A 26,499-nucleotide genomic window follows, 5' to 3' on the forward strand; every position below is an offset into this window, starting at 1 on the left:
GCTCAATTGTGACGGCTGCCCCATCCGTTTCCTGCGCGGCCACGCAGGCATCGGAGGTAATGGCGGCCACGTAGCCGTCCCAGGAGTTCGGTCCGGACGCCATGCCCTTTGCCGCCGCATGGATGAAATCCTGCAATTCGACATCGTAGCTGGCGATGAAGCGATCCTTCCAGTCGGTGAGGATATCGTTCTGCAGCTTGGCGCCAAGGCGCGTCTGCACCGACATCGGCTCCGGCAGGCTGGCAATGCCGTCTTCACCCACCACCTGGCACTGGATATCATAGCCGTAGTGGCAATTGACGAAGATTTCGACGTCGATGATCGTGCCCTTGGCCGTTTCCAGAATGACGATCTGCGGGTCCTTCAGCTTGGCATGGCTGCGGGCGGCGGAGCGGGGAAAGAGAACGCGAGCCGAAACATAGTCATCGTCAAGCAGCCAGCGCAGCACGTCGATCTCGTGGATCATCGTGTCGTGGATCGCCATCGGGGTGACATATTGCTCCGGGACCGTCGGGTTGCGGTGGGCGGCATGCACCATGATCGGCGCGCCGATCCTGTTATCCACCGCCTGTTTCAGCGCCACGTAACCGGCATCATAACGGCGCATGAAGCCCACCTGAACCAGCCGTTTGCCATGCGCTACCTCGGCGTCGACGATGCGTCTTGCGCCTTCGGCCGTTGTCGCAAGCGGCTTTTCGCAGAAGCACGGCTTGCCAGCGGCAATGGCCGCCAGCACATATTGCTCATGGGTTGCGCCCCATGACGTGACGAGCACGGCATCCACGTCAGGCGATGCGATCAGCTCTTCGCCGGTGGCGAACACGACGGCATCCGGGGCGATGTCGTTTTTGACCGCCTCGGCCGAGGCGCGGTTGACGTCGCTCAGCGCAACGATCTTCGCGCCGCCCAGAACTTGATTGATACGGCGGGCATGATCACGCCCGATTGCGCCGGTGCCGACGACACCAATTCTCACAGTCATCTGAAAAACCTCATTTCCAGTATTTGGCGACGTATCGCCGGGTTTCGCTGAGCATGAACCGCGCGCTTTCATCGACGCGGTCTTCCCAGGCAAAGACGCAGTTCGACAGCACGCCATCGAATTTCATGTCGGCGAGCGTCGCAAAGAAGGTTTCCCAGTCGATCTCCCCCTGGCCGAAATCGGTGTGCTGGTGCACCCTGACCTTCGAGCCGGGGGGATTGACGATGTAACGCAGCTGCGACGACTTGTTGTGGTCATAGGTATCGGCAAGGCGCACATGCACCAGATGGCCCTCGGTCGCGCGCAGGTTCGCCACCATGTCCGGCCCGTAAAAGAACGTATGCGGCGCGATGAAGGAGGCCTTCACCGCCTTGGAATTGATGGTCTTGATGATGTCGATGGCCGGGGCGATCTCCTCGAGCCAGTCTTCGGGATGCGCCTCCAGCGACAGCACCAGCCCTTCCCGCTCGAGGATCGGCACCAGAATATCCATGGCGCGGAAGAACTGCGCCTCGCAGGTCTCCGGGCGGTGGAGACCGGAACGGTCGTTAAGGCTGCGCTCCGGCGAGCCGCCACGGCCGAATTCCGAAACGAACATCGGGCATTCCATCTCGACGGCAATCTCGATGGCGCGTTTCCAGTTGTCGATCGCCACCTCCCATTCGTCCGGATAGGGGCTTGCCCAGCGATACATCGGCTGCAGCGTGGCGAGGCCGACACCATGGTCCTTCAACGCCTTTTTGAATTCGGCGACCCGTTCGGGATAGACCTTCGGCCTCGTCCACCAGGAGAGAAAATCCGGACGCGGCGAAAGTTCGACGTATTCATAACCGAGGTCTGCGACCTTGCGGCAGGTTTCGGCCAGGGAGAGGTGCCGGAACATGTGGGGATCGAGCGTATGTTTCATGGCTGTTTCCAGTGGAGTGATAGATGGACCGGGGCAGAAGCCCCGGCTATTTGGCGTAGGCGGACATGTTTTCCGGGGTGACGAGTTCGAAGGGCACCCAGAGCGTCTTCTCAGTGCCTTGCCCGGCGGCGGCCTTCACCGCCGTCTGAACCGAGACCTCGCCCTGCTTCGTCGCATTCTGGTAAACGGTGATATCGAGATCGCCGGCCTGCATGGCGGCAAGACCGTCCGGCGTGGCGTCGATGCCGGCAATGACGACATCCTTCATGGAAACGCCCGCTGCCTTGAGGGCCTGCGCGGCGCCGATCGCCATTTCATCATTATTGGCGATCACGGCATCGAACTGGATGCCCGCCGTCAGCCAGGAGGAGACAAGGTCCTGCGCCTGCGTACGGCTCCAGTTCGCTGTCTGCTTTTCGAGGATTTCGATCTTGCAGTCCGGTTTGGAAAATACCGTTTCGACATCCTTGGTGCGCACCAGCGCCGCGTGATTTTCCAATGGTCCCATCAGGATGACGGCCTTGCCGTTGCCGCCCATCAGCTTGCAGGCGGCTTCAGCTTCCATGGTGCCGGAATCGAGTTCGTTGGAACCGACAAAGGCCGTCCCATCAGGCAGCCCGGTTTCCAGTTCGGCCGGCGGATGGTTGACATAAACCAGCGGAATTTTTGCGGCTGATGCGGCCTTGGTGATTGCGGCGGTGGCGTCGCCATCCACGGCATTGACGATGATCGCGTCGACACCATTGGCGATGAAATTCTGCACCTGATTAAGCTGCTTCGACGGATCAAGCTGGGCATCCTCAACCAGAAGCTCGATGTTTTTATCGCGCCCGGCCTCGGCCCTGATGCCGTTGAGCAGGATCGTCAGAAACGGATTGTCGAAAGACGTCATGGACACAGCGATACGGGTCTCGGCAAAGGCCGGTGTCGCGAAGATGCAGAGTGCCGTCGCCATCAATAGTTTTTTCAAGGTTTCCTCCCACGGAAATCGCTGCTGGTTGCTTCATGTCGTGTCGCCGGAGCCGGCCATCCTGCCGGCTCCGGCGCGTTCGGCCTGCCCGGCGGCACTCCCCGGGAGCGGAGAAGCCGCCTGGGCAAGGCCATGGCTCAATTCTTGGATGACTCAGTTCTTGGCCTGATAGTTCTTGAGGTTGTCAGGCGTGACGAGTTCGAAGGGCACGAAGACCTTCTTGTCCACCGCATCGCCCTTGGCGAGTTTCAGCGCCGCATCCAGCGCACCCTTGCCCTGGCCTGCGGCGTTCTGGAAAACGCTCACATCCAGATCGCCCGCCGCCATGGCGGCCAGCGCATCCTGCGTGGCGTCGATGCCGGCGATGATGACGCTGTCCATCGACCGGCCTGCCGCCTTCAGCGACTGGATGGCGCCGATGGCCATCTCGTCATTGTTGGAAATGACGGCATCGAATTCAACGCCGGCTGAAAGCCAGTTGGTCATCAGGTCCGAGCCCTGCGTGCGCGACCAGTTGGCGGACTGTTCCTCGACTAGCTTGATGAAGCTGCATTCGGGCGTAGCGACCACATCCTTGATATCCTGCGTGCGCATGCGCGCCGCCTGGTTGGAAAGCTCGCCCATCATCACCACCGCCTTGGCTTCCGTCTTGCCCGCTTCCTTCAAAAGCCGGCAGACTTCCTGCGTCTGCAGCGTGCCCGACTGTTTTTCATCCGAGGCGACAAAGGCCTGTTTGTCCGGCAGGCTGTCGAGATTGACCGGCTGGCGGTTGACGTAGACCAGCGGAATTCCGGCGGCGGCAGCGGCCTGCGAAAGCGCCACGGTCGCGTCCGTATCGACAGGATTGACGATGATGGCATCGACGCCGGCAGCGACGAAGTTCTGCACCTGGCTCAGCTGCTTGCCTACATCGTTCTGCGCATCCTCGACCTGCAGCGACACACCGCTCATGCCCTTGGAATAATCGATCATGCCGTTGCGCAGCACGGTCAGGAAATTATCGTCGAACAGGGCCATCGAAACCCCGACGGTCTGCGCCGATGCGCCCGTTGCCAACATGACAGCGAAAGTTGCAATTGCGAAATGTCTTTTCATGTCGTTCTCCTCCAAACCCCTTTGAAAAGAACCGGTCGAGCCGGCCTGAGCGCATCGCGCCGCCACCGCCTTCCGGCAAAAGTTGGCCTTCGCCGCGAAGAAAAACCCGCAGCGTCAAACAGCCTTGAAATAATCTAATGTCGTGTGGGTCCGGCCTCCTGCCCGTTCCACCGGCGGCCAAGATTTCCTAGTCCGGTCCCGGCGTCAACGCGTCAGAGACCCCTGAAACCATCAAGCCTGATAGAAACGGGCATCGGATTTATGATGGAATCCATCAAACCATCAAAGGCTCTCAGGAACCCACAGATGTGCAGGCACAAAACGCTGTCCCGGCGTTTCCGCCATGCCGTGTTCAATGGTGTGAACCATCGTGGCCAGAAGGTCGGCGCATAGATCGCGTAACGGTGTCTGGAAAACGCCGCTGATGCGCCTTTCCAGCAGCGCCTGACGGGATTCGGGCGTCAGTTCATTCACGAGGCAGACGATGTTTTCCTGCCGGCTTTCCTGCTGCAGCGCCTCGATCACCCCTTCCATGCCACCGCCGATGCAATAGATGCCGACGAGATCGCGGTGCTTGGCGATGGTGTCCATCACAAGCTCATAGGTCAGGCGACGCGTTTCCAGCGTGATGAGGGCATCCATCACCTCAAATTCCGGCGCATATTCCCGCATGTAGCTGCGAAAGCCGGTTTCGCGCAGCGAATGGCCGTGGAAACGGTGCCCGCCCAGCAGCAGAAGTACCTTGCCCTTGCTGCGCGCCAGCTGCGAGATCATCCAGGCCGCCGTGCGCCCCACCTTCATGTTGTTGGCGCCGAGATAGGCCTCCCGCACGCCTTGAGCAAAATCAGACAACAGCGAAAAAGTGGGAATGCCTTTGGCTTTCAACCCCTCGACAGCGGCCGTGACATCGTGATGGTCCGGCCCCGTGGCGGCAACCGCCTGCACGCGGCCCTTCATGCCGGTCAGCAGCGCCGCAAGCTCGCCCGGCTCGCCCGACTGGGCGAATTCGATGCGCAGATTGAGATGACGATCCCTGACGTTACGCGCCGCAAGCTCCAGCTCGTCGGCGAAGGTCTGGTAAAAGGCATGCCGTTCCTTGCGCAGGATGATGCCGAGACTATAGGACGGCATATCAGCCAGCATGCGCTGGCGAATGATGTTGGTGGCATGAAAACCGATCTTCTCCGCCGCCTCAAACACCCGCCGCGCGGTCTCCTCTCGCACCGGCAGGCGGCCGTTCAGCACCCGGTCGACGGTGGCAACGCTGACGCCGGCGGCTTTTGCAACATCGGTGATGGTTGGACGCTTCATGTTGGCTCCCGCAGGCGGAAAGATTTCCGTCATATCTCGCAAAACATGTCACGGATGATGATGGAATCCAACATGGTGAAGGGATATGGCGGCGAGCGTCATGGGAAAAATGCTGAGGCTGCGTCTTATCACGACAGCACTCGCCTGTATCCCGATACCGAAGCCGCTTGTCCCGTCAGACCCGCTCCAGCGCCACGGCAATACCCTGCCCGACGCCGATGCACATGGTGGCGAGCGCAAGCCGCTTGCCGGTCAGCGAGAGTTCGAGCGCCGCCGTGCCGGCAATGCGCGCACCCGACATGCCGAGCGGATGACCAAGCGCAATCGCGCCACCATTGGCATTCACCCGCGCATCGTCATCGGCAATACCAAGCTGGCGCAACGTCGCAAGGCCCTGGCTGGCAAAGGCCTCGTTGAGTTCGATCACGTCAAGCTGTTCCTGCTTCAACCCGAGCCGCGCCAGGAGCTTGGCCGAGGCCGGGGCCGGGCCGATGCCCATGACGCGCGGCGGCACGCCGGCGGCGGCACCGCCGAGAATGCGGGCAATCGGCGTCAGACCGTATTTCTTCGCCGCTTCCGCTGAAGCGATAATGAGCGCGGCGGCACCATCATTGACACCAGACGCATTACCCGCCGTCACCGTCGCGCCATCGCGCCTGTTGACCGGCTTCAGCTTCGCCAGCGCCTCAAGACTGGTCGCACGCGGATGTTCGTCTCTAGAGACAACAAGCGGATCGCCCTTGCGCTGCGGGATCGTCACCGAGACGATTTCCTTGTCGAGACGGCCATTGGCCTGCGCATCCGCCGCCTTCTGCTGGCTGCGCACGGCGAAAGCGTCCTGATCCTCGCGGGAGACCTGATAATCAATCGCGACGTTATCACCGGTTTCCGGCATGGAATCGACGCCATATTGCGCCTTCATCAGCGGGTTGACGAAACGCCAGCCAATGGTGGTGTCATAGATTTCGGCATTGCGCGAAAAGGCGCTTTCGGCTTTCGGCAGAACGAAGGGCGCGCGGCTCATGCTTTCCACACCGCCGGCGATCATCAGTTCCGCTTCGCCCGATTTGACGGCGCGGGCGGCTGCAATGACGGCATCCATGCCGGAGCCGCACAGCCGGTTGATCGTCGTTCCGGTTACGGAAACCGGCAGGCCGGCAAGCAGCAACGACATGCGTGCGACGTTGCGGTTATCCTCGCCCGCCTGATTGGCGCAGCCGAAGATCACGTCCTCGACCGCTTCCCAGTCGACGGACGGGTTGCGCTCGACAAGCGCCTTCAGCGGCACCGCGCCGAGATCGTCGGCCCTGACGGAAGAAAGCGCACCGCCGAAGCGGCCGATGGGGGTGCGGATATAATCGCAGATGAATGCGTCGGTCATCGCTTTTTCCTTAAAGTTCCGGGGCGACGAGATCGGTGACCTCGCCATCGACCATCAAAGGCGCACCGGTCATGGCCTGCAATTCATCGAACGTCATCGCCGGCAGTTTCTCGCGCAGCACGAAACGGCCATCCACCACGTCGATGACAGCATGGCTGGTATAGATGCGGGTGATGCAGCCAACGCCGGTCAGTGGGAAAGCGCATTTCTCAACGAGCTTCGGTTCGCCGTTCTTGGTCACATGTTCGGTGATGACGAAGACTTGCTTGGCGCCATGCACCAGATCCATGGCGCCGCCGACGGCCGGCACGCCCTTGGAGCCAACGCGCCAGTTGGCAAGATCGCCATTCTGCGCCACCTGATAGGCGCCGAGGATCGCCACATCCAGATGCCCGCCGCGCACCATGGCGAAGCTGTCGGCATGGTGGAAAAAGGCGGCACCGGGTTTCAGCGTCACGGCCTTCTTGCCGGCATTGATGAGGTTCCAGTCCTCTTCACCTTCCGGCGGCGCCTCACCAAAATTGAGAATACCGTTTTCGGTATGGAAAATCGCCTGTCGACCGGGCGGCTGGTAACGCGCCACCATTTCCGGAAAGCCGATGCCGAGATTAACGTAAGCACCGTCTTCGATGTCCTGCGCCGCGCGCCATGCGATCTGGGCGTTGGAAAGCTTGATATCTTCGCGGGTGTCGATGGTCTGGGTCATGCGTAGGCTACTCCGGCGCGAATGAGGACTTCTTCCTGTTGCGGATCGGGGATTTCCACGACGCCGTTCACGAAAATGCCTGGCGTCACAACATGCTCCGGGTCGATTTCACCGGCGGCGACGATCTTCGAGACCTGCGCGATGGTGGTCTTCGCGGCCATGCACATCAGCGGGTTAAAATTGCGGCCCGCCTTGTTGTAGGTGAGGTTGCCATAGGTATCGCCAAGCTCGGCTTTCACGATGGCGAAATCCGCCTTCAGCCAGCGTTCCTGAACGTAAGAGCGGCCGTCGAATTCCGCGATAACCTTGCCTTCAGCCAGTTCCGTGCCGAAACCGGTCGGGGTGTAGAAGGCCGGAATGCCCGCACCGCCGGCGCGGATGCGCTCGGCAAGCGTGCCCTGCGGCACCAGTTCCAGCTCGATTTCACCGGCCAGATACCGGTCTGTAAAGGCACGCGGATCGGAAGAGCGCGGGAAGGAGCAGATCATCTTCCTGACCATGCCGGCATCGATCATCGCGGCGATGCCGATACGGCCATTGCCGGCATTGTTGTTGATGACGGTCAGGTTCTTTGGTCCTCTGTCGATCAGCGCGTGGATCAGCTCGATGGGCGCACCGGAGCCGCCGAAACCGCCGATCATGATCGTCGCACCGTCACCGATGCCGGCAAGCGCCTCTTCGGCGCTCTTGATTGTCTTGTCCATTCTCAAAACCTCCATCCAGCCGAGCGGATGGAACCGGCAAGGCTGCGTTGCCATGAGGTAAGGCCGAAATCGCCTCGACGGCAAGGATTTTGTGCGTTATATGATTTTTGTTCGTATATCGCACAAATGGAGCTTGGGCATGGCTGTCAGCGAAAGAGACATGATGGGCGGTCTCGCCAAGGGATTGCGGGTGATCGAGGCTTTCAGCGCCGAGCGGCCGCGCCTGTCCATCTCCGACGCTGCCGAGATTGCCGGGCTGGACCGCGCCACCACACGCCGCTGTCTGCTGACCCTTTCGGAGCTTGGTTATGCCGCTTACGACGGCAAGTTCTTCACCGTCACGCCGAAAGTGCTGCGGCTTGGCACCGGCTGTCTGGCCACCATGCCGCTGCCGAAGATCGTCCAGCCGCTCATCGACCGTCTCTCAGAGGAGATCGGCCAGAGCACCTCGGTTTCGATTCTGGACGAGACCGAAATCGTTTATGTCGCCCGCGCCGCGCAACAGCGGGTCATGTCGATTGCGCTGATGCCGGGCTCGCGCCTGCCCGCCTATTGCACGTCGATGGGTCGCGTTCTGCTTTCCGCACAAACACCCGAGCGGCAACGCGACATTCTCGGAGCTTCCCGGCTGGTTGCCCGCACGGAAAAGACGATCACCGATATTCAGGCCCTGCTCACCGAAATAGAGGTGACCGGCCATCGCGGTTATGCGCTGATCGATCAGGAAGTGGAGATTGGTCTTCGCTCCATCGCCGTGCCGCTGAAAAGCGTGCGCGGCCAGACGGTTGCCGCGCTCAATGTCGGGCTTGCCGCTTCAGTCGCCTCAATGGAAGATCTGGTGGAGCGTTACCTGCCGGCGCTTCTCTCCGTTCAGCGGGAACTGGCGCGAATGCTGGTCTGAGACTGAGACGGTGTCAGCCGCGCGCCCATATCACCCATTTTGCGCTGCTCCTCCAGCCGCCAGGCGCGCGGCGTCATGCCGGTCTCCCGCCTGAAGAAGCGGTTGAAATAAGCGGGATCGGCAAAACCCAGCCCTTCGGCGATCATCTGCACGCTGGAAACCGTGAAGATCAGCTCCTGCTGGGCGATCTCGATCTGCCGCTTAGCGATCAACCGCTGCAGGCTGAGGCCGGAAACCGAACGGACGAGCCGGTTGAGATGGGTTTCTGAAAGGCCGAGTTTCTTCGCGTAAAACCCGGCTTTTTGCGGCTCGCGGATATGGCGGGCAATCAGCGACAGCAACCGTTCGAAACGCTGCTCGGCAAGGCCCTCGCCGCTTGTTTCCAAAAGCGGTCGCGCCGCCCGTGAAAGAAACGCAACCACGGTGGCGAGCTGGCCTTCGATCATCGCATCGCGACCGATCTCGCGCGCCTCATATTCCACGGAAATCCGTTCAAAACCGCTGCGCAGATAGTCTTTCTCGGCAAAATCCCACAAGGGCAAAAGCACCGGCTGCTGGAAATTTCGCAACAACAACGCCTGCACCGATGCCGGCAGCGACCCCGGCAGCATGGTGACGATCATCCCGCCAATATCGCGTGAGAAGCGGAAGCCATGTTCGAAGCCCGGCGGCACGATGATGGCGACCGGCGGGCGGATAGGTTCGATGCGGCCATCCAGCAACGCATCACCCTCCCCGCCAAAAATGTACAAGATTTGCAGAAAGGCGACATGACGGTGCAGGCCGATTTCAAAGCGGTGCAGGCTGCTTCGTGAAAAAAGTGTCTCGCAATGGAAGCGAAAATCGGTGCCTTGCAAGGCCTCTTCGCCATAAAGGCCTTCATTGGCAGTCGCCCGCATCTCACTCCACTCCTGCGCCTGATGGTCGGATTGTGCAATTTACGGACCGGAAAGTCCATTGAGCTTGTGACCCGCCTTGGTCAATTTCTTGACCAGAGACAAGTTCGGGAGGAAACAATGCGTACACAGGTCGTCATCATCGGCTCCGGCCCATCGGGGCTGCTGCTTGGCCAGCTTCTGGCGGGAGCCGGCGTCGAGACCGTCATTCTCGATCGGGTGAGCAAGGATTACATCCTCGGCCGTGTTCGCGCCGGCGTGCTGGAAGAAGGCACCGTGCAGCTGATGGAAACGGTCGGTGCGGACAAGCGCCTGCGCCGCGAGGGCCTGCCGCATGACGGTTTTTCGTTGACCTTCGACGGCCGGGACCACCGCATCGATCTGTTCGATCTGACAGGCGGCAAACGCGTCATGGTCTATGGCCAGACCGAAGTGACGCATGATCTGATGGATGTGCGCGAAGCGGCAAACCTCGTCACCATCTACGACGCCGGAAATGTCGAGCCGCATGATTTCGATGGCGCAAGCCCCTATGTCACCTATCAGAAAGACGGCGTAACCCACCGGATCGATTGCGATTTTATCGCCGGCTGCGACGGTTTCCACGGCATCAGCCGCAAATCCGTGCCGCAAGGCGCGATCAAGGAATTCGAGAATGTCTACCCCTTCGGCTGGCTCGGCATTCTCGCCGATGTGCCGCCGGTCAACCACGAACTCATCTATGCCAACCACCCGCGCGGTTTTGCCCTCTGCTCCATGCGCTCAAACACGCGCAGCCGCTATTACATCCAATGTTCGCTGGAGGACCGGCCGGAGGACTGGAGCGACGAGCGCTTCTGGGATGAAATCCGCCGCCGCCTGCCGGAAAACCATGCGGATGAAATGGTGACCGGCGCGTCCTTCGAAAAATCCATCGCGCCGCTCCGGTCCTTCGTTAGTGAACCCATGCGATTCGGACGGCTATTTCTGGCCGGAGACGCCGCCCATATCGTGCCGCCGACCGGCGCCAAGGGCCTGAACCTTGCAGCCAGCGATGTGCATTATCTGAGCGAGGCGCTGATCGAATTTTATCGCGAAAAATCTGAAGCCGGCATCGATGCCTATTCGCAGAAGGCGCTTTCCCGCGTCTGGAAGGCCGTCCGCTTCTCGTGGTGGATGACGACGATGATGCATCGTTTTCCCGATACGGGGGATTTCGGCCAGCGCATTCAGGAAGCGGAACTGGATTACCTCGTGCAATCGCGCGCCGCTTCCACCGCGCTTGCGGAGAATTATGTCGGACTTCCATATTAGGGGCACCGGGACAAATAGCACGAGACAAGCGGCGTGTTCATCCGCACCAGTTTCACACCCGTCACCCCGGACCCGATCCGGGGTCCAGCGCGATCAAGTCTTTGATCGCAAAAGACACTCTTCTTACGGCGCAGACGCGCCGTGGCTGGCTTCCGGCTCAAGGCCGGAATGACGGGAGGAGAAATGCTCCGACGCACCCCGATCCTCATCTCAAGAACCCGCCTCCGCCCTCCCATCCAGCAACTCACCCGCCGCCTCGCGAATAGCCTGCATCAACAGCGACAACGGCAGCGAGGGCTGCGTATCGGCCCTCACCGTCAGTCCCACCGGGCCGCTGGTATCGCCGGTTTCAACCGGCAGGATCGCCAGAATGCCGTCCGTCACATCCGCCGCCACGACGCCTTCGGAGATGATCCAGATCGCATCGCTGGTGCGCAGGAAGGCGCGGCCGAAGGCGTCGGATACTGTTTCGATGCGGATCGGCAGAGCCGGCACGCCGTTGGCGATCAGGAACTGCTCGACGACAGGGCCAATCACCGATTGCCGTGTCGGCATCAGTACCGGATATTCATGCAGGTGATCGAACACCGAAAGGCCGGGTGACAGCAATGGGTGGCCGGCGCGCACCACGAAGCGCACCTTTTCAGAATAGAGATGTTCGAAGGAAAAGCCCGCCATTTTCTGCGGCGCGGCGAGACGCCCAACGACGAGGTCAAGATCGCCGACACGCAGCTGCTCCAGAAGCACGGCGTTTTCGCCCGTCACGATCTTCACCGGGCTGCCGGTCTTTTCCGCCAGAAAACCGGCCATTGCCTGCGGCATGATCCGCACCGAAACCGTGGGCAGGGCGCCGACCCGCACCGGCGGACCGGCCCGTGCCGCCTCCTGCGAGACCGAATCGACCGCCTGTCGCAGCGCCGTCATCGTCGCACCGGCGTGGCGCAGAAACACCTCGCCATAACGGCTGATGCGGATGCCGCGCCCCTCCCGGTCGAACAATGACACGCCAAGAATCTCTTCCAGTTCGCGGATGGTCTTCGTCACCGCCGGCTGGCTGACATGCAGTATTTCGGCGGCGCGGATGACGCTTTTCTGGCGCGCCACCTCCACGAAAGTCTGCAGGTGGCGGAACTTGATACGCTGGTCGACCATCGCTCATATAATCCATAGGTTATGATTTTCATCGATAATGTCATTTTACTTAACCGGAACCGGCTTGCAATATCCCCGGCAGGAGGAGCACATCATGCATTTTCTGCGCTGCGGCGAGACCGTGATCCATTATCGCACCAAAGGATTGGACAGCGGCAAGCCGGTCATCGCCTTCATCAATTCGCTCGGCACCGATTTCCGCATCTGGGATGCGGTCACCGAAGCGCTTGGCGATGATTATGCCTATGTGCTGCACGACAAGCGCGGCCACGGGCTTTCCGATGTCGGACGCGCTCCCTATTCCATCGACGATCATGCCGGTGACCTGATCGCGCTTCTCGATCATCTCGGCGTCAAAAGCGCCATCATCTGGGGCCTGTCGGTCGGTGGACTGATTGCACAGGGGCTTTATGCCCGCCGTCCCGATCTGGTGCGCGCACTCGTGCTCAGCAACACCGCCCACAGGATCGGCACGGCCGAGATGTGGAACGCCCGCATCGACAAGATCGCCGCTGATGGCCTCGTATCGCTGGTCGATCCCGTCATGGAACGCTGGTTCACGCCAGCGTTTCGCCAGCCTGACAATGCTGCCTATGCCGGTGCGCGCAACATGCTTTCGCAGCAGCCGGAAGCCGGTTACAGCGGCACCTGCGCCGCCATTCGCGATGCCGATTTTACCGATGAAGCGGGCCGCATCGCCGTGCCCACACTCTGCGTCGCGGGTGATCAGGACGGCTCGACACCGCCGGAACTGGTGCAGTCGCTGGCAGGTCTCATTCCCGCAAGCCGCTTCGTCACCATTGCCGGCTGCGGCCATATTCCCTGCCTTGAACAGCCGCTCACCTATGCGCAGGCGGCGTGCATTTTTCTCAATACCTTGCCGGAGCATTGACCGATGGCGGACCATATCGACAAGAATGAACGTTTCGAACAGGGCATGAAGACCCGCCGCTCGGTGCTGGGCGACGCCCATGTCGACCGGGCGCAGACCATGACATCCGGCTTCGACCAGCCCTTCCAGCAGCTCATCACCGAAGCCGCCTGGGGCACGGTGTGGTCCGGCAATCACTGGACAAAGCGCGAGCGCTCGATGGTGACTATCGCCCTGCTTGCAGCACTCGGGCAGGATGAGGAACTGGCCATGCATGTGCGCGCCACCGCCAATACCGGCGCCACCGAAGCCGATATCCGCGAGGCGCTGCTGCATGTGGCGATCTATGCCGGCGTGCCCGCCGCCAACCATGCTTTCAAGATCGCCAAGCTTGCCCTCGCCAGCATGAAGGCCGATAGTTCCCTTGATAATTCTGGCGATGGGGAGGAGACGAAATGAGCAACCAGCCGCCCGAGACCGGGCCGTTCTTCGCACGTAACCGCGATATTCATCCGCTCGCCTATGCGCCCGGCTACAAGACTTCGATCCTGCGCTCGCCGCAGCGCGCGCTGATTTCGCTGGAAGGCACCAAGAGCGAGATCACCGGCCCCGTCTTCGGCCATGGCATGCTGAACCCGCTGGATAACGACCTCATCCTCAACTATGCCCGCCCCGGCGAAATGCCGGTTGGCCCGCGCATTCTGGTGCATGGCCGGGTGCTGGACGAACGCGGCCGCGGCGTGGATGGCGCGCTGGTGGAGTTCTGGCAGGCCAATGCCGGCGGTCGTTACCGCCACAAGAAGGAAAGTTACCTCGCCGCCATCGATCCGAATTTCGGCGGCGTTGGCCGCACGATCACCGATGAGAATGGTTATTACTGGTTCAAGACCATCCAGCCGGGTGCTTACCCTTGGCCGAACGGCGTCAATGACTGGCGGCCGGCCCATATCCATTTCTCGGTCTTCGGTCACGGCTTTGCCCAGCGGCTGATCACCCAGATGTATTTCGAGGGCGATCCGCTGATCTGGAAATGTCCCATCGTCAAGACCATTCCGGATGAGGATGCCATCAAACGGCTGATCGCGCCGCTGGACATGAATGCGACGCTGCCGATGGACATGCTGGCCTATAAGTTCGATATCGTCCTGCGCGGTCGCCGCTCGACCCTTTTCGAAAACCGCATGGAGGGCAACTGACCATGGTTCAGCCGCTCAACTATTTCAAGGAAACCGCCTCGCAGACGGCGGGACCCTATGTGCATATCGGCTGCACGCCCAATTTCGTCGGCATCGAAGGCGTGTTCGAAAAGGATCTCGGTTCCGGTCCGCTTTATAACGACAAGGCGCGCGGTGAGCGCATCAGTGTGCGCGGCACGGTCTATGACGGCGCAGGAATGCCGCTGAAGGACGCCCTGATCGAAATCTGGCAGGCGGATACGGACGGTTATTACAACAGCCCGAGCGAAACACGCGGCAAGGCCGATCCGAATTTCATCGGCTGGGGCCGTTCGCCGGGCGACATGGATACCGGCGAATTCATCTTCGAAACCATCAAGCCGGGCACGGTGCCGTTCCGCGACGGCCGGCCGATGGCGCCGCACATCACCTTCTGGATCGTGGCGCGCGGCATCAATATCGGCCTGCAGACCCGCATGTATTTCCCGGAAGAACAGGAGGCCAATGCGGCCGACCCGGTTCTGGCCCGCGTCGAACAGAAAAGCCGCATCGCCACGCTTGTCGCCAAAAAGGAAGAGGGGAATATCTATCGTTTCGATATCCGCCTTCAGGGCGAAGGCGAAACCGTGTTTTTCGATATCTGAGCCCAACGGACGAGTGAAATGAGCCTTTCCCCCTTCGAACATCCGTTTCTGTCAGGCCTTTTCGGTGATAGCGAGATCGTCGAACTGTTTTCGGCAAAGGCGGATATCGACGCAATGGTCCGCTTCGAAATGGCGCTGGCTGAGGCGGAAGCGGAGGCCGGAAACATTACGGACGAGGTGGCGGAAGCCATCGTTTCGGGACTTTCGAGCTTTGCCGCCGATATGACGGCGCTTCGCCATGGCGTCGCAAAGGATGGCGTGGTGGTGCCAGAACTGGTGCGGCAGATGCGGGCGGCAGTCGCCGGCAAGGCGGCGGACAAGGTGCATTTCGGCGCGACCAGTCAGGATGTCATCGATACCAGCCTGATGCTGCGGCTGAAGGTGGCGGTGGAAATCATCACGACCCGCCTCGGCCACCTCATCGATACGCTCGGTGACCTCGCCTCCCGCGACGGCCATAACCCGTTGACGGGTTATACCCGCATGCAGGCCGCCATCGGCATCACCGTCGCCGACCGGGCGGCGAGCTGGATCGCGCCGCTGGAGCGCCACCTGTTGCGGCTTGAAACCTTTTCCCGAAACGGCTTTGCCCTTCAGTTCGGCGGCGCGGCCGGCACGCTGGAAAAACTTGGCGACAATGCCGGCGCGGTCCGCGCCGATCTTGCAAAACGCCTTGGCCTGGCCGACAGGCCGCAATGGCAGAGCCAGCGCGACGGCATTGCCGAATTCGCCAATCTGCTGTCCCTCATCACCGGCGCGCTCGGCAAGTTCGGCCAGGATATCGCGCTGATGGCTGAACTCGTTGCGGAAATCCGCCTCTCCGGCGGCGGCGGCTCCTCGGCCATGCCGCACAAGCAGAACCCGGTCAATGCCGAAACGCTGGTGACGCTGGCACGCTTCAATGCCGTGCAGATTTCCGCGTTGCACCAGTCGCTTGTCCATGAACAGGAAAGGTCGGGCGCGGGCTGGATGCTGGAATGGATGACACTGCCGCAAATGGTGACGGCAACGGGGGCGTCCCTGCTGATCGCCGAACGGCTCGCAGGACAGATAGACAGGCTGGGCGCGGAAGACGGCTAGCTGCAAGGCCCACGGGTTTTTGCTTAAAATCAGCTTATCCTACCCCTCACGCCACCTCATTGGCGGCAGGGTTTTCGCGCGTTGAAAACGCTTGCGCCTTTGCGCATTAGCCATTGATAACACACGATTTTCTTAAAAATATCGAATGTAGAAAAAACGGCTTTTCCGCTGCTTTTTAACAGGCTGAAGCGCTTGACACAAAAATGAACTAACTGGTACAAACAATCATGTTGAAGCCATGCCGCAGGTGAGGAAAAGAACCTTCTCGACATGGTCAGACGAATGGAGGGCTTTGGTGCCGAAAGGTTCCTAAAGCGATAAGGACAAGGCGAAACGCCTGTCCGGGCCCGAAGGGGTTGGGAGGAAGAATGTCTTACAGTCTCGATTTTTCGGTGGTCGTGGACCGCCTGCCCGAGCTGCTTTTGGCCTGTCTGGCAACGATCGGCCTTGCCATTGCCGGCATGTCGCTTGCCACCGTCATCGGGGTTCTCGGCGTGGTCGCCCGTCGTTCGCGGTTCAAACTGCTGCGCGGTCTGGTCATTGGCTTCGTTGAAGCCATCCGCAACACGCCGTTTCTGGTGCAGATATTCTTCATCTTCTTCGCTTTGCCGCAGGTTGGCATCAAGCTTAACCCCACCGTTACCGCCATCATTGCGTTGGCTCTCAACGGCGGCGCCTATGCCATTGAAATCATTCGCGGCGGCGTGGATTCCATTCCCAAGGGCCAGGTGGAGGCGGGGCTGGCGCTCGGCCTGCACCGGTCACAGATATTCCGCCACATCATTCTGAAGCCGGCGCTGCGGGCGGTCTATCCGTCGCTCACCAGCCAGTTCATCATGCTGACGCTGACCACCTCGGTCTGCACCTCGATCGCCGCTTACGAACTGACATCCGTGGCCCAGAAGATCGAGGCGGACACCTTCCGGTCGTTCGAGGTCTATTTCTCAATCACGCTGCTCTATCTGGTCATTTCCTCGCTGATGATGGGCATCTTCTCGCTCATCTCCCGCGCATCCTTCAGTTATCCGGTCAAGTGAGGAAAAGACAATGGAATCCATCGGTCCCAACGAACTCTTCTTCCTGATGCAAGGCCTGAAATGGACGCTGGCGCTGACGGTCATCGGCTTTATCGGCGGCGGCATATTCGGTCTTTGCGTGGCGCTTGCCCGTGTTGCCGAAAGCCCGGCGATCCAGCGCGCCAGCACCGGTTATATCGCCGTCTTCCAGGGCACGCCGCTCCTGATGCAGCTTTTCGTGGTTTATTACGGCGTGGCGCTTGCCGGCCTTAATGTCGATGCCTGGATTGCTGTCGCCATCGCCTTCACCCTGCATGCCAGCGCCTTTCTGGGTGAAATCTGGCGTGGCGGCATCCAGGCGGTGCCGAAGGGCCAGACGGAGGCCGCCAATGCGCTTGGCCTGCATTATATCTCCCGCATGAAGGACGTGGTTCTGCCGCAGGCCTTCAAGATTTCGCTGCCGGCGACCATCGGTTTCCTCGTGCAGCTCATCAAGGGCACCTCGCTTGCGGCCATCGTCGGCTTCGTCGAGCTGTCGCGCGCCGGCCAGATCGTCTCCAACCAGACGTTCCGCCCGCTCACCGTCTTTGCCATCGTCGGCATCATCTATTTCCTGATCTGCTGGCCGCTTTCCTTGTGGGGCGCGGGCGTGGAGAGACGGATGCAGGCCAATTCCCGTTAATAACCATAACCATCTCATCAGCTTTGTAAGGAGGAGCAAAAGATGAAAACCACCAGCATGAAATTCTCACGCCGCGCCCTGCTCGCGCTTGCCGCGGCAACGGTTGCCCTGCCCTTTGTCGCCCCGGTCGATGCTTTCGCCGGCACGGTGGAAGAGGCAAAAGCCAAGGACAAGGTCGTCATTGGCATCCAGGGCGACAATTCGCCATGGGGCTTCGTCAATTCCAGCGGCGTGCAGGACGGTCTCGATGCCGATATCGGCAAGGCCTTTGCCGATTATCTCGGCGTCAAGGTCGAATTCGTGCCGCTTGCCGTGGCCAACCGTATTCCGGCACTTCTGACCGGCAAGGTCGACCTGCTGTTCGCAACCATGGGCATGACCGCCGAACGCGCCAAGACCATTCAATATTCCAAGCCCTATGCTGGCAACGTGCTGTCCGTCTATGGCCCGAAAGACAAGAAGATCGCCGGTTATGACGACCTGACCGGCGTTTCCGTCGGCGTGCCGAAGTCGAGCGCGATGGACACTTCGATCACGGCAGGCGCTGGCTCGAAGGCCAATATCCTGCGCTTCGACGATGACGCCGCCAATATTCAGGCGCTGATCTCCGGCCAGGTCGAGGTTGTCGGCGGCAACCAGTTTTATGGTGACAGGCTGAACAAGGCGGCCGAAGGCAAATACGAGCCGAAGTTCGATCTGACGACGCTTTATAACGGCGCCGGCACCCGCCCCGGTGAAAAGGACTGGAACGAGACCGTCAACGCCTTCCTCGACAAGATCAAGTCCGATGGCCAGCTGGCCAAGATCTACGATAAGTGGATGAAGCGCGAAGTTCCGGCCTTCCCGGACAGCCTGCCCGACATCCCGTTCACCGTGAAGTAAGCAGGAGGTTTCCATGCCGCAATCCGCCACTGCCGAGGTTCCGCTTATCGCCCTTCAAGGGGTTGGAAAGTGGTATGGAGCCTTCCATGCGCTTAAAAATGTCAACATGACGGTTCGCAAGGGCGAAAAAATCGTCCTTTGCGGCCCGTCCGGTTCGGGAAAATCCACCCTCATCCGCTGCATCAACCATCTGGAGGAAATCCAGGAGGGCAAGATCACGGTCGAGGGGACCACGCTTTCGGATTCCAGCCGCGCCATCGATGCGGTTCGCCGCGAGGTGGGCATGGTGTTCCAGAGCTTCAACCTCTTCCCGCACAAGACCATCATGGAAAACTGCACGCTGGCCCCCATGCGGGTGAAGGGCCTGTCGAAAGCCGATGCGGAAGCGACGGCGCGCAAATATCTGGAGCGCGTGCGCATTCTCAATCAGGCCGATAAATACCCGGCCCAGCTTTCCGGCGGCCAGCAGCAGCGCGCAGCGATTGCCCGGGCGTTGTGCATGGAGCCGAAAGCCATGTTGTTCGACGAGCCGACCTCGGCGCTCGACCCGGAAATGGTGAAAGAGGTGCTCGACACCATGATCGGCCTTGCCCGTGATGGCATGACGATGATCTGCGTCACCCATGAAATGGGTTTCGCCCGGCAGGTGGCAGACCGCGTGATCTTCATGTCGGAAGGCGAGATCATCGAGGAAGGCCCGCCGGACGAGTTCTTCCGCGACCCCAAGCACCAGCGCACCCGCACCTTCCTCGGCGAAATTCTCGCTCACCACTGAGGTTCGTCCATCTGCCCTCAGACTTGGGGCGACCTCACGGCATACGCAACGTCATCCTCGGGCTTGACCCGAGGAGCCACTGATTTCCACGGGCTATGGATCCTCGGGTCAAGCCCGGGGAGGTGACGAAGGAGAGGTCTCAATACCTCGCCAGCAACCTGAAGGCAGGCGGAGCCTGCCCCGAAACGACGAACGACCCGATCATGACAGAAACAAAATCCTTCAAGGTCGGCCTGATAGGCGCCGATATCCAGCTTTCCAAATCGCCCGCGCTGCACATGCGCGAAGGGGCGGCCCATAGACTCGACTATTCCTATGAGCTGGTGGATGTCACCGCCCGCCAATTGCCGGCAAGCGCCCTTCCCGATCTGCTCGACGAGCTGGAAAGGCGCGGTTTTGCCGGTACCAACATCACCCATCCGTTCAAACAGGCGGTTATTCCGCATCTGGATGAACTCTCCGACGACGCTCGCATGCTTGGCGCGGTCAACACCGTTGTCTTCAAGGATGGCCGCCGCATCGGCCACAATACCGACTGGTACGGCTTTTATGAAAGTTTCGTGCGCGGCCTGCCGGATGCGAAACGTGGCCGGGCGCTGCTGGTTGGCGCTGGCGGGGCGGGTGTGGCGGTGGCCCATGCCGCACTGAAGCTCGACATCACCCGTCTCGATATTTTCGACCGCGATTTCCCTCGGGCGGAAAGGTTGGCCGACGAGCTGAACGCCCGTTTCGGCGAGGGCCGCGCCTTTGCCGTCAAAGACCCGGCTTCCTCACTGCCCTTCGCCGATGGTCTCATCCATGCGACGCCGATGGGCATGCCCGCGCATCCCGGCATGCCGGTTGCGGCAGATCTCATCGAACAGCGGCACTGGGTGGCCGATATCGTCTATATGCCGCTCGTCACCGAACTTCTGGCGACGGCAGCGAAAAAAGGCTGTCGCACCCTGCCCGGCGGCGGCATGACCGTGTTTCAAGCCGTCGGCGCGTTCCGTCTCTTTTGCGGCCGCGAGCCGGATGCTGAGCGCATGACGGCGCATTTCGCCGAGCTTTGCATGGCGGAGGGCGTAGCATGAGCCTTTTTACTGTTTTGAACGGACCGAATCTCAACCTGCTCGGCCAGCGCCAGCCGGAAATTTACGGCCATGAGACCATGGCCGATGTGGAGGCCAACTGCCGCAAGGTGGCCGATGCTGCCGGCCATGAGCTGTTCTTTGCCCAGAGCAACCGCGAATATGAGCTGATTGACTGGATTCACGAAGCGCGGGGCAAGTCATCAGGCATCGTCATCAATCCTGGGGCCTTCACCCACACGTCAGTGGCGATCCTCGATGCGCTGAATGCCTTCGAAGCACCTGTCATCGAGGTTCATATTTCCAACATCCACAAACGCGAGGTTTTCCGCCACCATTCCTACGTCTCGACCCGCGCCGAAGGCGTAATCGCCGGTCTCGGCATCGAAGGTTACGAGGTGGCGCTTCGCCATCTCATCAACCGTTTTTCCCGATCGTCGTGATATGGCCGGGCGTCAGCACATAACGCAGCACCATGTCGCTGACATGCCGCGACAATGTCTCCTGACCCTTTTCGGTAAACAGGCTATCGCCGAAGATGAACGAAAAGGTCTCGGCGTTCGAAACGTTGAAGAAAGACAGCGCGCTGATCTGCCAGTGCAGTTCCAGCGCATCAATGCCATCGCGGAAGATGCCGCCTTTCTGGCCACGCAGCAGCACGCTTTCCAGCGCATCGATGGCCGGTCGGTTGAGCTGACGGATCGTTTCGGACGATTGCATGTGACGGCCGTGATGGATGTTCTCGATCATCACCATGCGAATGAAGGCCGGATTGCGCCGGTGGTGATCAAAGGTGAACCGACAGAGCTTGTCGAGCGCCGCCGCCGGCTCCAGGTCGTCCAGCTCCAGATCGCTCTCACCGCCGCGCACCTTGGCATAGGCCTCTTCCAGCACACGCTGATAAAGGCTCTCCTTGTCGCTGAAATAATAATAGATCATGCGCTTGGACGTGCGCGTGCGGGCCGCAATTTCATCAATGCGGGCGCCGGAGAGACCGTTCTGCGAAAACTCTTCCATGGCCACCGAAAGAATGTCACGGCGAACCCCTTCCGGATCGCGCTTCGCCTGCCGGCTGTCTCGGGTTCCGTTCGAAATTGCGCTTTTGGTCATCATCCATTCCATCGGTGGGGCAGCGGCCTGCGGTCACGCCCTGATTATTAACCAATCAGTACATAAGGCTGAAAAGGAAGGCAATATGGCGAGCTATGACACAGGCAGACACGGCATGCCAATGCGCACATCCATTGCAACCGTATCGATCAGCGGCGAATTCCCCGAAAAACTGGCGGCCATCGCCAAGGCGGGCTTCAGCGGCGTGGAGATTTTCGAAAACGATTTCCTGACCTATGACGCCTCCCCGCGCGAGGTGAAGGCGCTTGCCGCCGATCATGGGCTGGACATCACGCTTTTCCAGCCATTCCGCGATTTCGAGGGCATGCCGGAGCCGCACCGCACCCGCGCCTTTGAGCGCGCGCAGCGGAAATTTGACATCATGGGCGAACTCGGCACCGATCTGATGCTGATCTGCTCCAACGTGTCACCCGTGTCGCTCGGCGGCATCGACCGCGCCGCCGCCGATTTCCATCAACTGGGCGAGCTTGCGGCCAAACATGGCGTGCGCGTCGGCTACGAGGCGCTGGCCTGGGGCCGCCATATCAGCGATCACCGCGATGCCTGGGAGGTGGTGCGCCGCGCCGATCACGCCAATGTCGGCATCATTCTCGACAGCTTCCACACGCTGTCGCGCAAGATCGACCCCAATTCGATCCGCTCCATTCCCGGCGACAAGATTTTCATCGTGCAGCTGGCCGATGCGCCGCTGATCGACATGGACCTGCTCTACTGGAGCCGCCATTTCCGCAACATGCCGGGTGAAGGCGACCTGCCTGTCGTGGATTTCATGCGCGCCGTCGCCGCCACCGGCTATAGCGGCCCACTGTCGCTGGAAATCTTCAACGATCAGTTCCGCGGTGGCTCAGCCCGCCTGCTCGCCGAAGACGGTCATCGTTCGCTCATCAACCTCATGGATCAGGTGCGCCGTCTAGAGCCTGATATTCGCATCGATGTGCCGGCCATGCCGGAACGGGTGCAAACGCAAGGGGTGGAATTCGTCGAATTCACTACGGCACCGGAGGAAAAGGCCCATCTGGAGACATTGCTCGCCACGCTTGGCTTCGAAAGAACCGGCAAGCATCGCAATCGCGATGTCGATCTTTATACGCAGGGCGATATCCGCATTGTCATCAACACCAGCGATGAAGGCGACAGTTTCGCTGGCGCGTCCTATTCCATCCACGGCACCAATGCCTATGCCTTTGGCCTGAAGGTGGATGATGCGCAGGCAGCCCTTGCCCGGGCCGAAGCGCTCGGCGCGCCGACCTTCACGGAACCGCGCAAGACGGGTGAAGTCGCCGTTCCCGCCATCCAGGGCGTGGGCAACGGCGTCATCTATTTTCTCGATGCTTCGCCGGCGCTCGCCTCCATCTGGGACAATGAATTTGTGCCGACGCAGGGACAGAAAGCAGCCGAGAATGCCGGCCTGAAACGCATCGATCACCTCGCGCAAACAACGCATTATGATGAAATGCTGACCTGGCTTCTGTTTTACACCTCGCTGTTTTCCACCCGCCGCACACCGATGGTTGATGTGGTCGATCCCGGCGGGCTAGTGCGCAGTCAGGCGATCGAAAGCGTGCCGGCACCGCATTTCCGCCTGACCATGAACGGTGCGGATAACCGCAAGACCTTCGCCGGCAAATTTCTGGCCGAGGGTTTCGGCACCAGCATCCAGCACATCGCATTTGCCACCGATGATATTTTCGCGACAGCCAAGGCCATGCAGGTGCGCGGTTTCCACGCCCTGCCGATCTCGCGCAATTATTACGACGATCTGGAAGCCCGCTTTGGTCTGGAACCGGAATTTTCCGATGCCCTGCGAGAAGCAAGCATTCTTTATGACCGCGACGACAACGGCGAATATTTCCAGATCTACAGCCGCACCTTCGGTGAAGGTTTCTTCTTCGAGATCATCGAGCGGCGTGGCGCCTATGCAGGCTATGGCGCCATGAACGCGCCTTTCCGCATTGCCGCGCAACGGCGCCTTGCCCCACCGGTCGGCATGCCGAGGGAATAGGCATCGTCACGATACGATCAGGCCGCAGCCGGCAGGAACGTCGCTGCGGCCAACCCGCATTCAAGCCAGTGTCGTTATCTCATAATCCCGTGGAATGGCGGAGGTGGCCGTAAACCACTCCGATGCCCGCGTGCGCTGCTGATGGAAATCAAAGGCGGCGCGATCGGCAAACAGTTCCTCTACCCGCCAGACCAGAGGATTGTCGGTCTGGGTGACGTCAAAGGAAACACAGCCGGGTTCCGCTCTGGTCAGACGAAGGTGTTCGGCAAGATGGGTTTCCACAACCCGGATATCCTCCACCGATGCGCAACGCAGGAAACCCGATAATCTGACAGCGCCCGTTCTATTCGTCATGTTGGTATCCCTGTTGCATTACTGTTTATCCGCCTGTGACACAGGCAACGATACAATCGTCTACCACTGCGACATCGCGAAAATTTTGCTCGCGATGCTTCCTCCGTCATACTCGGGCTTGACCCGAGCATCCATCGACTTCAACGGGTTATGGAGCCTCGGGTCAAGCCCGAGGATGAGGTCGAACATATCGGAGTTGTCACCGATCTCCGACACTCGCCGACCGGCGACAGTCTTTCCCGAAAATAAACCCTGACGAAGCGTGGCACGCGCTCCGATCAATCAGGGACACCCGCGCCCAAAATAAATGCACCTGCGCATTTGTAGAGCATTACACAAAAATTGTTCAACACTCTGGACATGATTGTCGGCTTTTGTTAGCTTTTTTGTAAAACAAGGGTGGGGAATACAGTTTCATGCGCAACATCGATTCCGGGGCCGATGCCGGGCATTTTGCCGGCACCGACGCGGTGGCTTTCAGAGCCGGGGCAAGATCGCAATATCCGCGCCTGCCGGCCTCATCCGATGCGCATTGCGCCCTTGAGGCGGCGTGAGCCACCATGCGCTTTTCCGCGACATTCGCCTTCTTTCGCGCCACGCTTGATGCTCGCGCCTGTCCGACGCCCTTTTGCCCTTCCATAATTCAGATGGCCGCGCCAGAATTGCCGCGCACGCCAAGCCGGAGACGCTGACATGACTGCCGCAAACCGCAACGCCCTCCTCTCGGTCGAAGGCCTGAGCGTCGAGTTCGGCGACAGCCGCGTCGTGGACGACATCTCCTTTTCCGTGGAAGCCGGCAAGACCGTGGCGATCGTCGGCGAATCCGGATCGGGAAAATCGGTCACCTCGCTTTCGACCATGCGTCTTGCAGACATGATGGGCGCGACTTACCCCACTGGCCGTATCCTCTTTGAAGGCCGGGATTTGCTGAAGGCATCGCAGAAAGAGATGCGGTCGATCCGCGGCAAGGAGATCGCCATGATCTTCCAGGAGCCGATGACCTCGCTCAATCCGGTCTTCACCATCGGTGATCAGATCTGCGAAGTGCTGATGCTACATGAAAAGCTGGGCAAGACGGCTGCCATGGCGCAGGCCCGCGAACTTCTCGAAATGGTGCGACTGCCCGATGCGGCCGAGCTTCTGAAACGCTACCCACACCAGCTTTCCGGCGGTATGCGCCAGCGAGTGATGATCGCCATGGCGCTCGCCTGCCGGCCGAAGCTTTTGATCGCCGACGAGCCGACGACGGCGCTCGACGTTACCATTCAGGCGCAGATCCTCAACATCATGCGCGATCTGCAGAAGAAGCTCGGCATGGGCATGGTCTTCATCACCCATGATATGGGCGTGGTGGCGGAAATGGCCGATGACGTCGTTGTCATGTGGAAAGGCAAGAAGGTCGAGGAAGGTCCTGTAAAAGACATCTTCGCCAACCCGCAGCACCCTTACACGCGCGCCCTGCTTTCCGCCGTGCCGCGCCTCGGCAGCATGACCGGCGAAGAGTTTCCCAAGCGCCTGCCGCTTACCGTGCTGCAGGATGGCCAGCCGGTGGTGATCGGCGAGGAGCGCGTGCAAAACACCGCAAAATATGACGCCAAGCCGCTTCTGTCGGTCAAGGACCTGTTCGTGCGTTTCGATATTCGCAAGAACCTGTTCGGCAAGGCGACGCACCGTTGCAGCGCCGTACAGAAGGTCAGCTTCGATATTCACGCCGGCGAAACGCTGGCGCTGGTGGGCGAATCCGGGTCGGGCAAATCCACCATCGGCCGCACCATCCAGCAGCTCCAGACAGCCGTGTCAGGTGAAATTGCCTTTAATGGCCGCAGCTACTCGCAGATGTCGGCTGGGGAGCGCTTCCGCATGCGCCAGGAAGTGCAATATATCTTCCAGGATCCCTTCGCCTCGCTCGATCCGCGCAAGACGGTCGGTTTTTCGATTGCCGAGCCGATCAACACCCACAGTTTGATCAATGATCAAAAGGCGGTACGTCGGCGGGTGGATGAATTGCTGGAGCGTGTGGGCCTCAGCTCCGAACATGCCGCGCGTTATCCGCACGAGTTTTCCGGCGGTCAGCGCCAGCGCGTCTGCATTGCCCGCGCGTTGGCTTCCGATCCGAAGCTCATCATCGCCGATGAGGCGCTCTCGGCGCTCGATGTCTCCATTCAGGCGCAGATCATCAATCTGTTCATGGATTTGCAGGCCGAGCGTGGCCTCGCTTATCTCTTCATCAGCCATGACATGGCTGTCGTGGAAAAGATGAGCCACCGCGTTGCCGTGCTTTATCTTGGCCAGATCATGGAAATGGGCAGCCGCCGGCAGGTGTTCGAAACGCCGACGCATGATTATACCCGCCGCCTGCTGTCGGCCGTGCCGGTTGCCGATCCGACCATCGAGCGCCGCATCGCCATGATCGAGGGCGAAATACCCAATCCCGTGCGCCGTGTCGGCGACGAGCCGGCCATTCTCGCCCATGAGGAAATCAATCCGGGCCACTTCATCGCGAAGAGCGCCTGAATAAC

At 60.4% G+C, this 26,499-nt stretch carries 28 protein-coding genes; 16 read left to right on the plus strand and 12 right to left on the minus strand.

Annotated features, from left to right (window positions below; all coding sequences use genetic code 11):
• The 8 genes from PL640_RS23125 to PL640_RS23160 all read right to left on the minus strand — a co-directional run.
• A partial coding sequence (locus tag PL640_RS23125; protein WP_271363699.1) for a Gfo/Idh/MocA family protein occupies window positions 1–982 on the minus strand: 982 nt, incomplete at its 3' end.
• A gap of 10 nt (window positions 983–992) precedes the next feature.
• Complete coding sequence (locus PL640_RS23130; RefSeq protein WP_065116962.1) at window positions 993–1,889, minus strand: sugar phosphate isomerase/epimerase family protein; 897 nt, start codon at window positions 1,887–1,889, stop codon at window positions 993–995.
• Between the two features lie 46 nt (window positions 1,890–1,935).
• On the minus strand, window positions 1,936–2,844 hold the full coding sequence (locus PL640_RS23135) for a substrate-binding domain-containing protein (RefSeq protein ID WP_271363755.1): 909 nt from the start codon (window positions 2,842–2,844) through the stop codon (window positions 1,936–1,938).
• Window positions 2,845–3,012: 168 nt separating this feature from the next.
• The gene (locus PL640_RS23140) at window positions 3,013–3,954 is read right to left on the minus strand and encodes a sugar ABC transporter substrate-binding protein (RefSeq protein ID WP_271363700.1); all 942 of its coding nucleotides are present in this window, start codon (window positions 3,952–3,954) and stop codon (window positions 3,013–3,015) included.
• A gap of 282 nt (window positions 3,955–4,236) precedes the next feature.
• Complete coding sequence (locus PL640_RS23145; protein ID WP_271363701.1) at window positions 4,237–5,265, minus strand: LacI family DNA-binding transcriptional regulator; 1,029 nt, start codon at window positions 5,263–5,265, stop codon at window positions 4,237–4,239.
• A gap of 175 nt (window positions 5,266–5,440) precedes the next feature.
• On the minus strand, window positions 5,441–6,646 hold the full coding sequence (gene pcaF, locus PL640_RS23150) for a 3-oxoadipyl-CoA thiolase (protein WP_271363702.1): 1,206 nt from the start codon (window positions 6,644–6,646) through the stop codon (window positions 5,441–5,443).
• Window positions 6,647–6,656: 10 nt separating this feature from the next.
• Entirely contained in the window at window positions 6,657–7,352 is a 696-nt protein-coding gene (locus PL640_RS23155; RefSeq protein WP_142841847.1) for a CoA transferase subunit B, read from the minus strand.
• Entirely contained in the window at window positions 7,349–8,056 is a 708-nt protein-coding gene (locus PL640_RS23160; protein ID WP_271363703.1) for a 3-oxoacid CoA-transferase subunit A, read from the minus strand. Before PL640_RS23160 ends, PL640_RS23155 begins: the two co-directional genes overlap by 4 nt.
• Before the next feature lie 139 nt (window positions 8,057–8,195).
• Here PL640_RS23160 and PL640_RS23165 point away from each other — a divergent pair, with 139 nt between their 5' ends.
• Window positions 8,196–8,957 (plus strand): IclR family transcriptional regulator, encoded by a 762-nt coding sequence (locus PL640_RS23165; protein ID WP_271363704.1) that lies wholly within the window; start codon window positions 8,196–8,198, stop codon window positions 8,955–8,957.
• Here the strand turns inward: PL640_RS23165 and PL640_RS23170 are convergent.
• Window positions 8,927–9,856, minus strand: coding sequence for a helix-turn-helix domain-containing protein (locus PL640_RS23170; protein WP_271363705.1), 930 nt, complete (start codon window positions 9,854–9,856; stop codon window positions 8,927–8,929). The two genes, PL640_RS23165 and PL640_RS23170, sit on opposite strands and share 31 nt — an antisense overlap.
• A 117-nt stretch (window positions 9,857–9,973) precedes the next feature.
• On the opposite strand from PL640_RS23170, the gene pobA reads away from it, so the two are divergent.
• Complete coding sequence (gene pobA / locus PL640_RS23175) at window positions 9,974–11,146, plus strand: 4-hydroxybenzoate 3-monooxygenase (protein ID WP_271363706.1); 1,173 nt, start codon at window positions 9,974–9,976, stop codon at window positions 11,144–11,146.
• A 210-nt stretch (window positions 11,147–11,356) separates the two neighbouring features.
• On the opposite strand, the gene pcaQ is transcribed toward pobA, so the two are convergent.
• Entirely contained in the window at window positions 11,357–12,298 is a 942-nt protein-coding gene (gene pcaQ / locus PL640_RS23180; protein WP_065116973.1) for a pca operon transcription factor PcaQ, read from the minus strand.
• Between the two features lie 94 nt (window positions 12,299–12,392).
• Here pcaQ and pcaD point away from each other — a divergent pair, with 94 nt between their 5' ends.
• From pcaD to aroQ, 11 genes are all read left to right on the plus strand, one after another.
• Window positions 12,393–13,190: a 3-oxoadipate enol-lactonase gene (gene pcaD / locus PL640_RS23185; RefSeq protein WP_271363707.1), complete on the plus strand. Its 798-nt coding sequence runs from the start codon at window positions 12,393–12,395 to the stop codon at window positions 13,188–13,190.
• 3 nt (window positions 13,191–13,193) lie between these two features.
• Window positions 13,194–13,628 carry a 4-carboxymuconolactone decarboxylase gene (gene pcaC, locus PL640_RS23190; protein ID WP_271363708.1) on the plus strand — a complete coding sequence of 145 codons (435 nt, stop codon included), beginning with the start codon at window positions 13,194–13,196 and terminating at the stop codon, window positions 13,626–13,628.
• Window positions 13,625–14,365, plus strand: a complete 741-nt coding sequence (pcaH, locus tag PL640_RS23195) for a protocatechuate 3,4-dioxygenase subunit beta (RefSeq protein ID WP_077984025.1) — start codon at window positions 13,625–13,627, stop codon at window positions 14,363–14,365. The genes pcaC and pcaH overlap by 4 nt, the downstream gene beginning before the upstream one ends.
• 2 nt (window positions 14,366–14,367) lie before the next feature.
• Window positions 14,368–14,988 (plus strand): protocatechuate 3,4-dioxygenase subunit alpha, encoded by a 621-nt coding sequence (gene pcaG, locus PL640_RS23200; protein WP_271363709.1) that lies wholly within the window; start codon window positions 14,368–14,370, stop codon window positions 14,986–14,988.
• Window positions 14,989–15,006: 18 nt separating this feature from the next.
• Complete coding sequence (locus tag PL640_RS23205) at window positions 15,007–16,068, plus strand: 3-carboxy-cis,cis-muconate cycloisomerase (protein WP_271363710.1); 1,062 nt, start codon at window positions 15,007–15,009, stop codon at window positions 16,066–16,068.
• Between the two features lie 368 nt (window positions 16,069–16,436).
• Window positions 16,437–17,105 carry an amino acid ABC transporter permease gene (locus tag PL640_RS23210; protein WP_271363711.1) on the plus strand — a complete coding sequence of 223 codons (669 nt, stop codon included), beginning with the start codon at window positions 16,437–16,439 and terminating at the stop codon, window positions 17,103–17,105.
• 10 nt (window positions 17,106–17,115) lie between these two features.
• On the plus strand, window positions 17,116–17,766 hold the full coding sequence (locus tag PL640_RS23215; RefSeq protein WP_142841837.1) for an amino acid ABC transporter permease: 651 nt from the start codon (window positions 17,116–17,118) through the stop codon (window positions 17,764–17,766).
• Window positions 17,767–17,808: 42 nt separating this feature from the next.
• Window positions 17,809–18,648, plus strand: coding sequence for a transporter substrate-binding domain-containing protein (locus PL640_RS23220; RefSeq protein ID WP_271363712.1), 840 nt, complete (start codon window positions 17,809–17,811; stop codon window positions 18,646–18,648).
• A 13-nt stretch (window positions 18,649–18,661) separates the two neighbouring features.
• Window positions 18,662–19,423, plus strand: a complete 762-nt coding sequence (locus tag PL640_RS23225; RefSeq protein ID WP_271363713.1) for an amino acid ABC transporter ATP-binding protein — start codon at window positions 18,662–18,664, stop codon at window positions 19,421–19,423.
• A gap of 203 nt (window positions 19,424–19,626) precedes the next feature.
• Window positions 19,627–20,496 carry a shikimate dehydrogenase gene (locus tag PL640_RS23230; RefSeq protein ID WP_271363714.1) on the plus strand — a complete coding sequence of 290 codons (870 nt, stop codon included), beginning with the start codon at window positions 19,627–19,629 and terminating at the stop codon, window positions 20,494–20,496.
• On the plus strand, window positions 20,493–20,936 hold the full coding sequence (gene aroQ / locus PL640_RS23235; RefSeq protein WP_271363715.1) for a type II 3-dehydroquinate dehydratase: 444 nt from the start codon (window positions 20,493–20,495) through the stop codon (window positions 20,934–20,936). Before PL640_RS23230 ends, aroQ begins: the two co-directional genes overlap by 4 nt.
• Here aroQ and PL640_RS23240 read toward each other — a convergent pair.
• On the minus strand, window positions 20,911–21,603 hold the full coding sequence (locus PL640_RS23240) for a TetR/AcrR family transcriptional regulator (RefSeq protein ID WP_271363716.1): 693 nt from the start codon (window positions 21,601–21,603) through the stop codon (window positions 20,911–20,913). The two genes, aroQ and PL640_RS23240, sit on opposite strands and share 26 nt — an antisense overlap.
• A gap of 121 nt (window positions 21,604–21,724) precedes the next feature.
• Here PL640_RS23240 and PL640_RS23245 point away from each other — a divergent pair, with 121 nt between their 5' ends.
• Window positions 21,725–23,626 carry a bifunctional sugar phosphate isomerase/epimerase/4-hydroxyphenylpyruvate dioxygenase family protein gene (locus PL640_RS23245; protein ID WP_271363756.1) on the plus strand — a complete coding sequence of 634 codons (1,902 nt, stop codon included), beginning with the start codon at window positions 21,725–21,727 and terminating at the stop codon, window positions 23,624–23,626.
• A 60-nt stretch (window positions 23,627–23,686) separates the two neighbouring features.
• On the opposite strand, the gene PL640_RS23250 is transcribed toward PL640_RS23245, so the two are convergent.
• The gene (locus PL640_RS23250) at window positions 23,687–23,980 is read right to left on the minus strand and encodes a putative quinol monooxygenase (protein WP_271363717.1); all 294 of its coding nucleotides are present in this window, start codon (window positions 23,978–23,980) and stop codon (window positions 23,687–23,689) included.
• Between the two features lie 416 nt (window positions 23,981–24,396).
• On the opposite strand from PL640_RS23250, the gene PL640_RS23255 reads away from it, so the two are divergent.
• Window positions 24,397–24,534, plus strand: coding sequence for a hypothetical protein (locus PL640_RS23255; RefSeq protein WP_271363718.1), 138 nt, complete (start codon window positions 24,397–24,399; stop codon window positions 24,532–24,534).
• A 139-nt stretch (window positions 24,535–24,673) separates the two neighbouring features.
• Window positions 24,674–26,494 (plus strand): ABC transporter ATP-binding protein, encoded by a 1,821-nt coding sequence (locus tag PL640_RS23260; RefSeq protein ID WP_271363720.1) that lies wholly within the window; start codon window positions 24,674–24,676, stop codon window positions 26,492–26,494.
• Window positions 26,495–26,499 lie beyond the last annotated feature (5 nt).

Source organism: Agrobacterium sp. ST15.16.024, from assembly GCF_027956545.1.
Classification (GTDB): Bacteria; Pseudomonadota; Alphaproteobacteria; order Rhizobiales; family Rhizobiaceae; genus Agrobacterium; species Agrobacterium cucumeris.

Excerpts from the sequence above, each read along its gene's own strand:
- PL640_RS23215 (WP_142841837.1), top strand. The coding sequence starts at position 17,116 with ATGGAATCCATCGGTCCCAACGAACTCTTCTTCCTGATGCAAGGCCTG.
- PL640_RS23240 (WP_271363716.1), bottom strand. The coding sequence starts at position 21,603 with ATGACCAAAAGCGCAATTTCGAACGGAACCCGAGACAGCCGGCAGGCG.
- pcaG (WP_271363709.1), top strand. The coding sequence starts at position 14,368 with ATGGTTCAGCCGCTCAACTATTTCAAGGAAACCGCCTCGCAGACGGCG.
- PL640_RS23230 (WP_271363714.1), top strand. The coding sequence starts at position 19,627 with ATGACAGAAACAAAATCCTTCAAGGTCGGCCTGATAGGCGCCGATATC.
- PL640_RS23135 (WP_271363755.1), bottom strand. The coding sequence starts at position 2,844 with ATGGCGACGGCACTCTGCATCTTCGCGACACCGGCCTTTGCCGAGACC.
- PL640_RS23220 (WP_271363712.1), top strand. The coding sequence starts at position 17,809 with ATGAAAACCACCAGCATGAAATTCTCACGCCGCGCCCTGCTCGCGCTT.
- PL640_RS23245 (WP_271363756.1), top strand. The coding sequence starts at position 21,725 with ATGCGCACATCCATTGCAACCGTATCGATCAGCGGCGAATTCCCCGAA.
- PL640_RS23260 (WP_271363720.1), top strand. The coding sequence starts at position 24,674 with ATGACTGCCGCAAACCGCAACGCCCTCCTCTCGGTCGAAGGCCTGAGC.
- pcaD (WP_271363707.1), top strand. The coding sequence starts at position 12,393 with ATGCATTTTCTGCGCTGCGGCGAGACCGTGATCCATTATCGCACCAAA.
- PL640_RS23205 (WP_271363710.1), top strand. The coding sequence starts at position 15,007 with ATGAGCCTTTCCCCCTTCGAACATCCGTTTCTGTCAGGCCTTTTCGGT.
- PL640_RS23165 (WP_271363704.1), top strand. The coding sequence starts at position 8,196 with ATGGCTGTCAGCGAAAGAGACATGATGGGCGGTCTCGCCAAGGGATTG.
- PL640_RS23210 (WP_271363711.1), top strand. The coding sequence starts at position 16,437 with ATGTCTTACAGTCTCGATTTTTCGGTGGTCGTGGACCGCCTGCCCGAG.
- pcaQ (WP_065116973.1), bottom strand. The coding sequence starts at position 12,298 with ATGGTCGACCAGCGTATCAAGTTCCGCCACCTGCAGACTTTCGTGGAG.
- PL640_RS23145 (WP_271363701.1), bottom strand. The coding sequence starts at position 5,265 with ATGAAGCGTCCAACCATCACCGATGTTGCAAAAGCCGCCGGCGTCAGC.
- pobA (WP_271363706.1), top strand. The coding sequence starts at position 9,974 with ATGCGTACACAGGTCGTCATCATCGGCTCCGGCCCATCGGGGCTGCTG.
- PL640_RS23250 (WP_271363717.1), bottom strand. The coding sequence starts at position 23,980 with ATGACGAATAGAACGGGCGCTGTCAGATTATCGGGTTTCCTGCGTTGC.
- pcaF (WP_271363702.1), bottom strand. The coding sequence starts at position 6,646 with ATGACCGACGCATTCATCTGCGATTATATCCGCACCCCCATCGGCCGC.
- PL640_RS23160 (WP_271363703.1), bottom strand. The coding sequence starts at position 8,056 with ATGGACAAGACAATCAAGAGCGCCGAAGAGGCGCTTGCCGGCATCGGT.
- PL640_RS23155 (WP_142841847.1), bottom strand. The coding sequence starts at position 7,352 with ATGACCCAGACCATCGACACCCGCGAAGATATCAAGCTTTCCAACGCC.
- PL640_RS23225 (WP_271363713.1), top strand. The coding sequence starts at position 18,662 with ATGCCGCAATCCGCCACTGCCGAGGTTCCGCTTATCGCCCTTCAAGGG.
- pcaH (WP_077984025.1), top strand. The coding sequence starts at position 13,625 with ATGAGCAACCAGCCGCCCGAGACCGGGCCGTTCTTCGCACGTAACCGC.
- PL640_RS23140 (WP_271363700.1), bottom strand. The coding sequence starts at position 3,954 with ATGAAAAGACATTTCGCAATTGCAACTTTCGCTGTCATGTTGGCAACG.
- aroQ (WP_271363715.1), top strand. The coding sequence starts at position 20,493 with ATGAGCCTTTTTACTGTTTTGAACGGACCGAATCTCAACCTGCTCGGC.
- PL640_RS23170 (WP_271363705.1), bottom strand. The coding sequence starts at position 9,856 with ATGCGGGCGACTGCCAATGAAGGCCTTTATGGCGAAGAGGCCTTGCAA.
- PL640_RS23130 (WP_065116962.1), bottom strand. The coding sequence starts at position 1,889 with ATGAAACATACGCTCGATCCCCACATGTTCCGGCACCTCTCCCTGGCC.
- pcaC (WP_271363708.1), top strand. The coding sequence starts at position 13,194 with ATGGCGGACCATATCGACAAGAATGAACGTTTCGAACAGGGCATGAAG.
- PL640_RS23255 (WP_271363718.1), top strand. The coding sequence starts at position 24,397 with ATGCGCAACATCGATTCCGGGGCCGATGCCGGGCATTTTGCCGGCACC.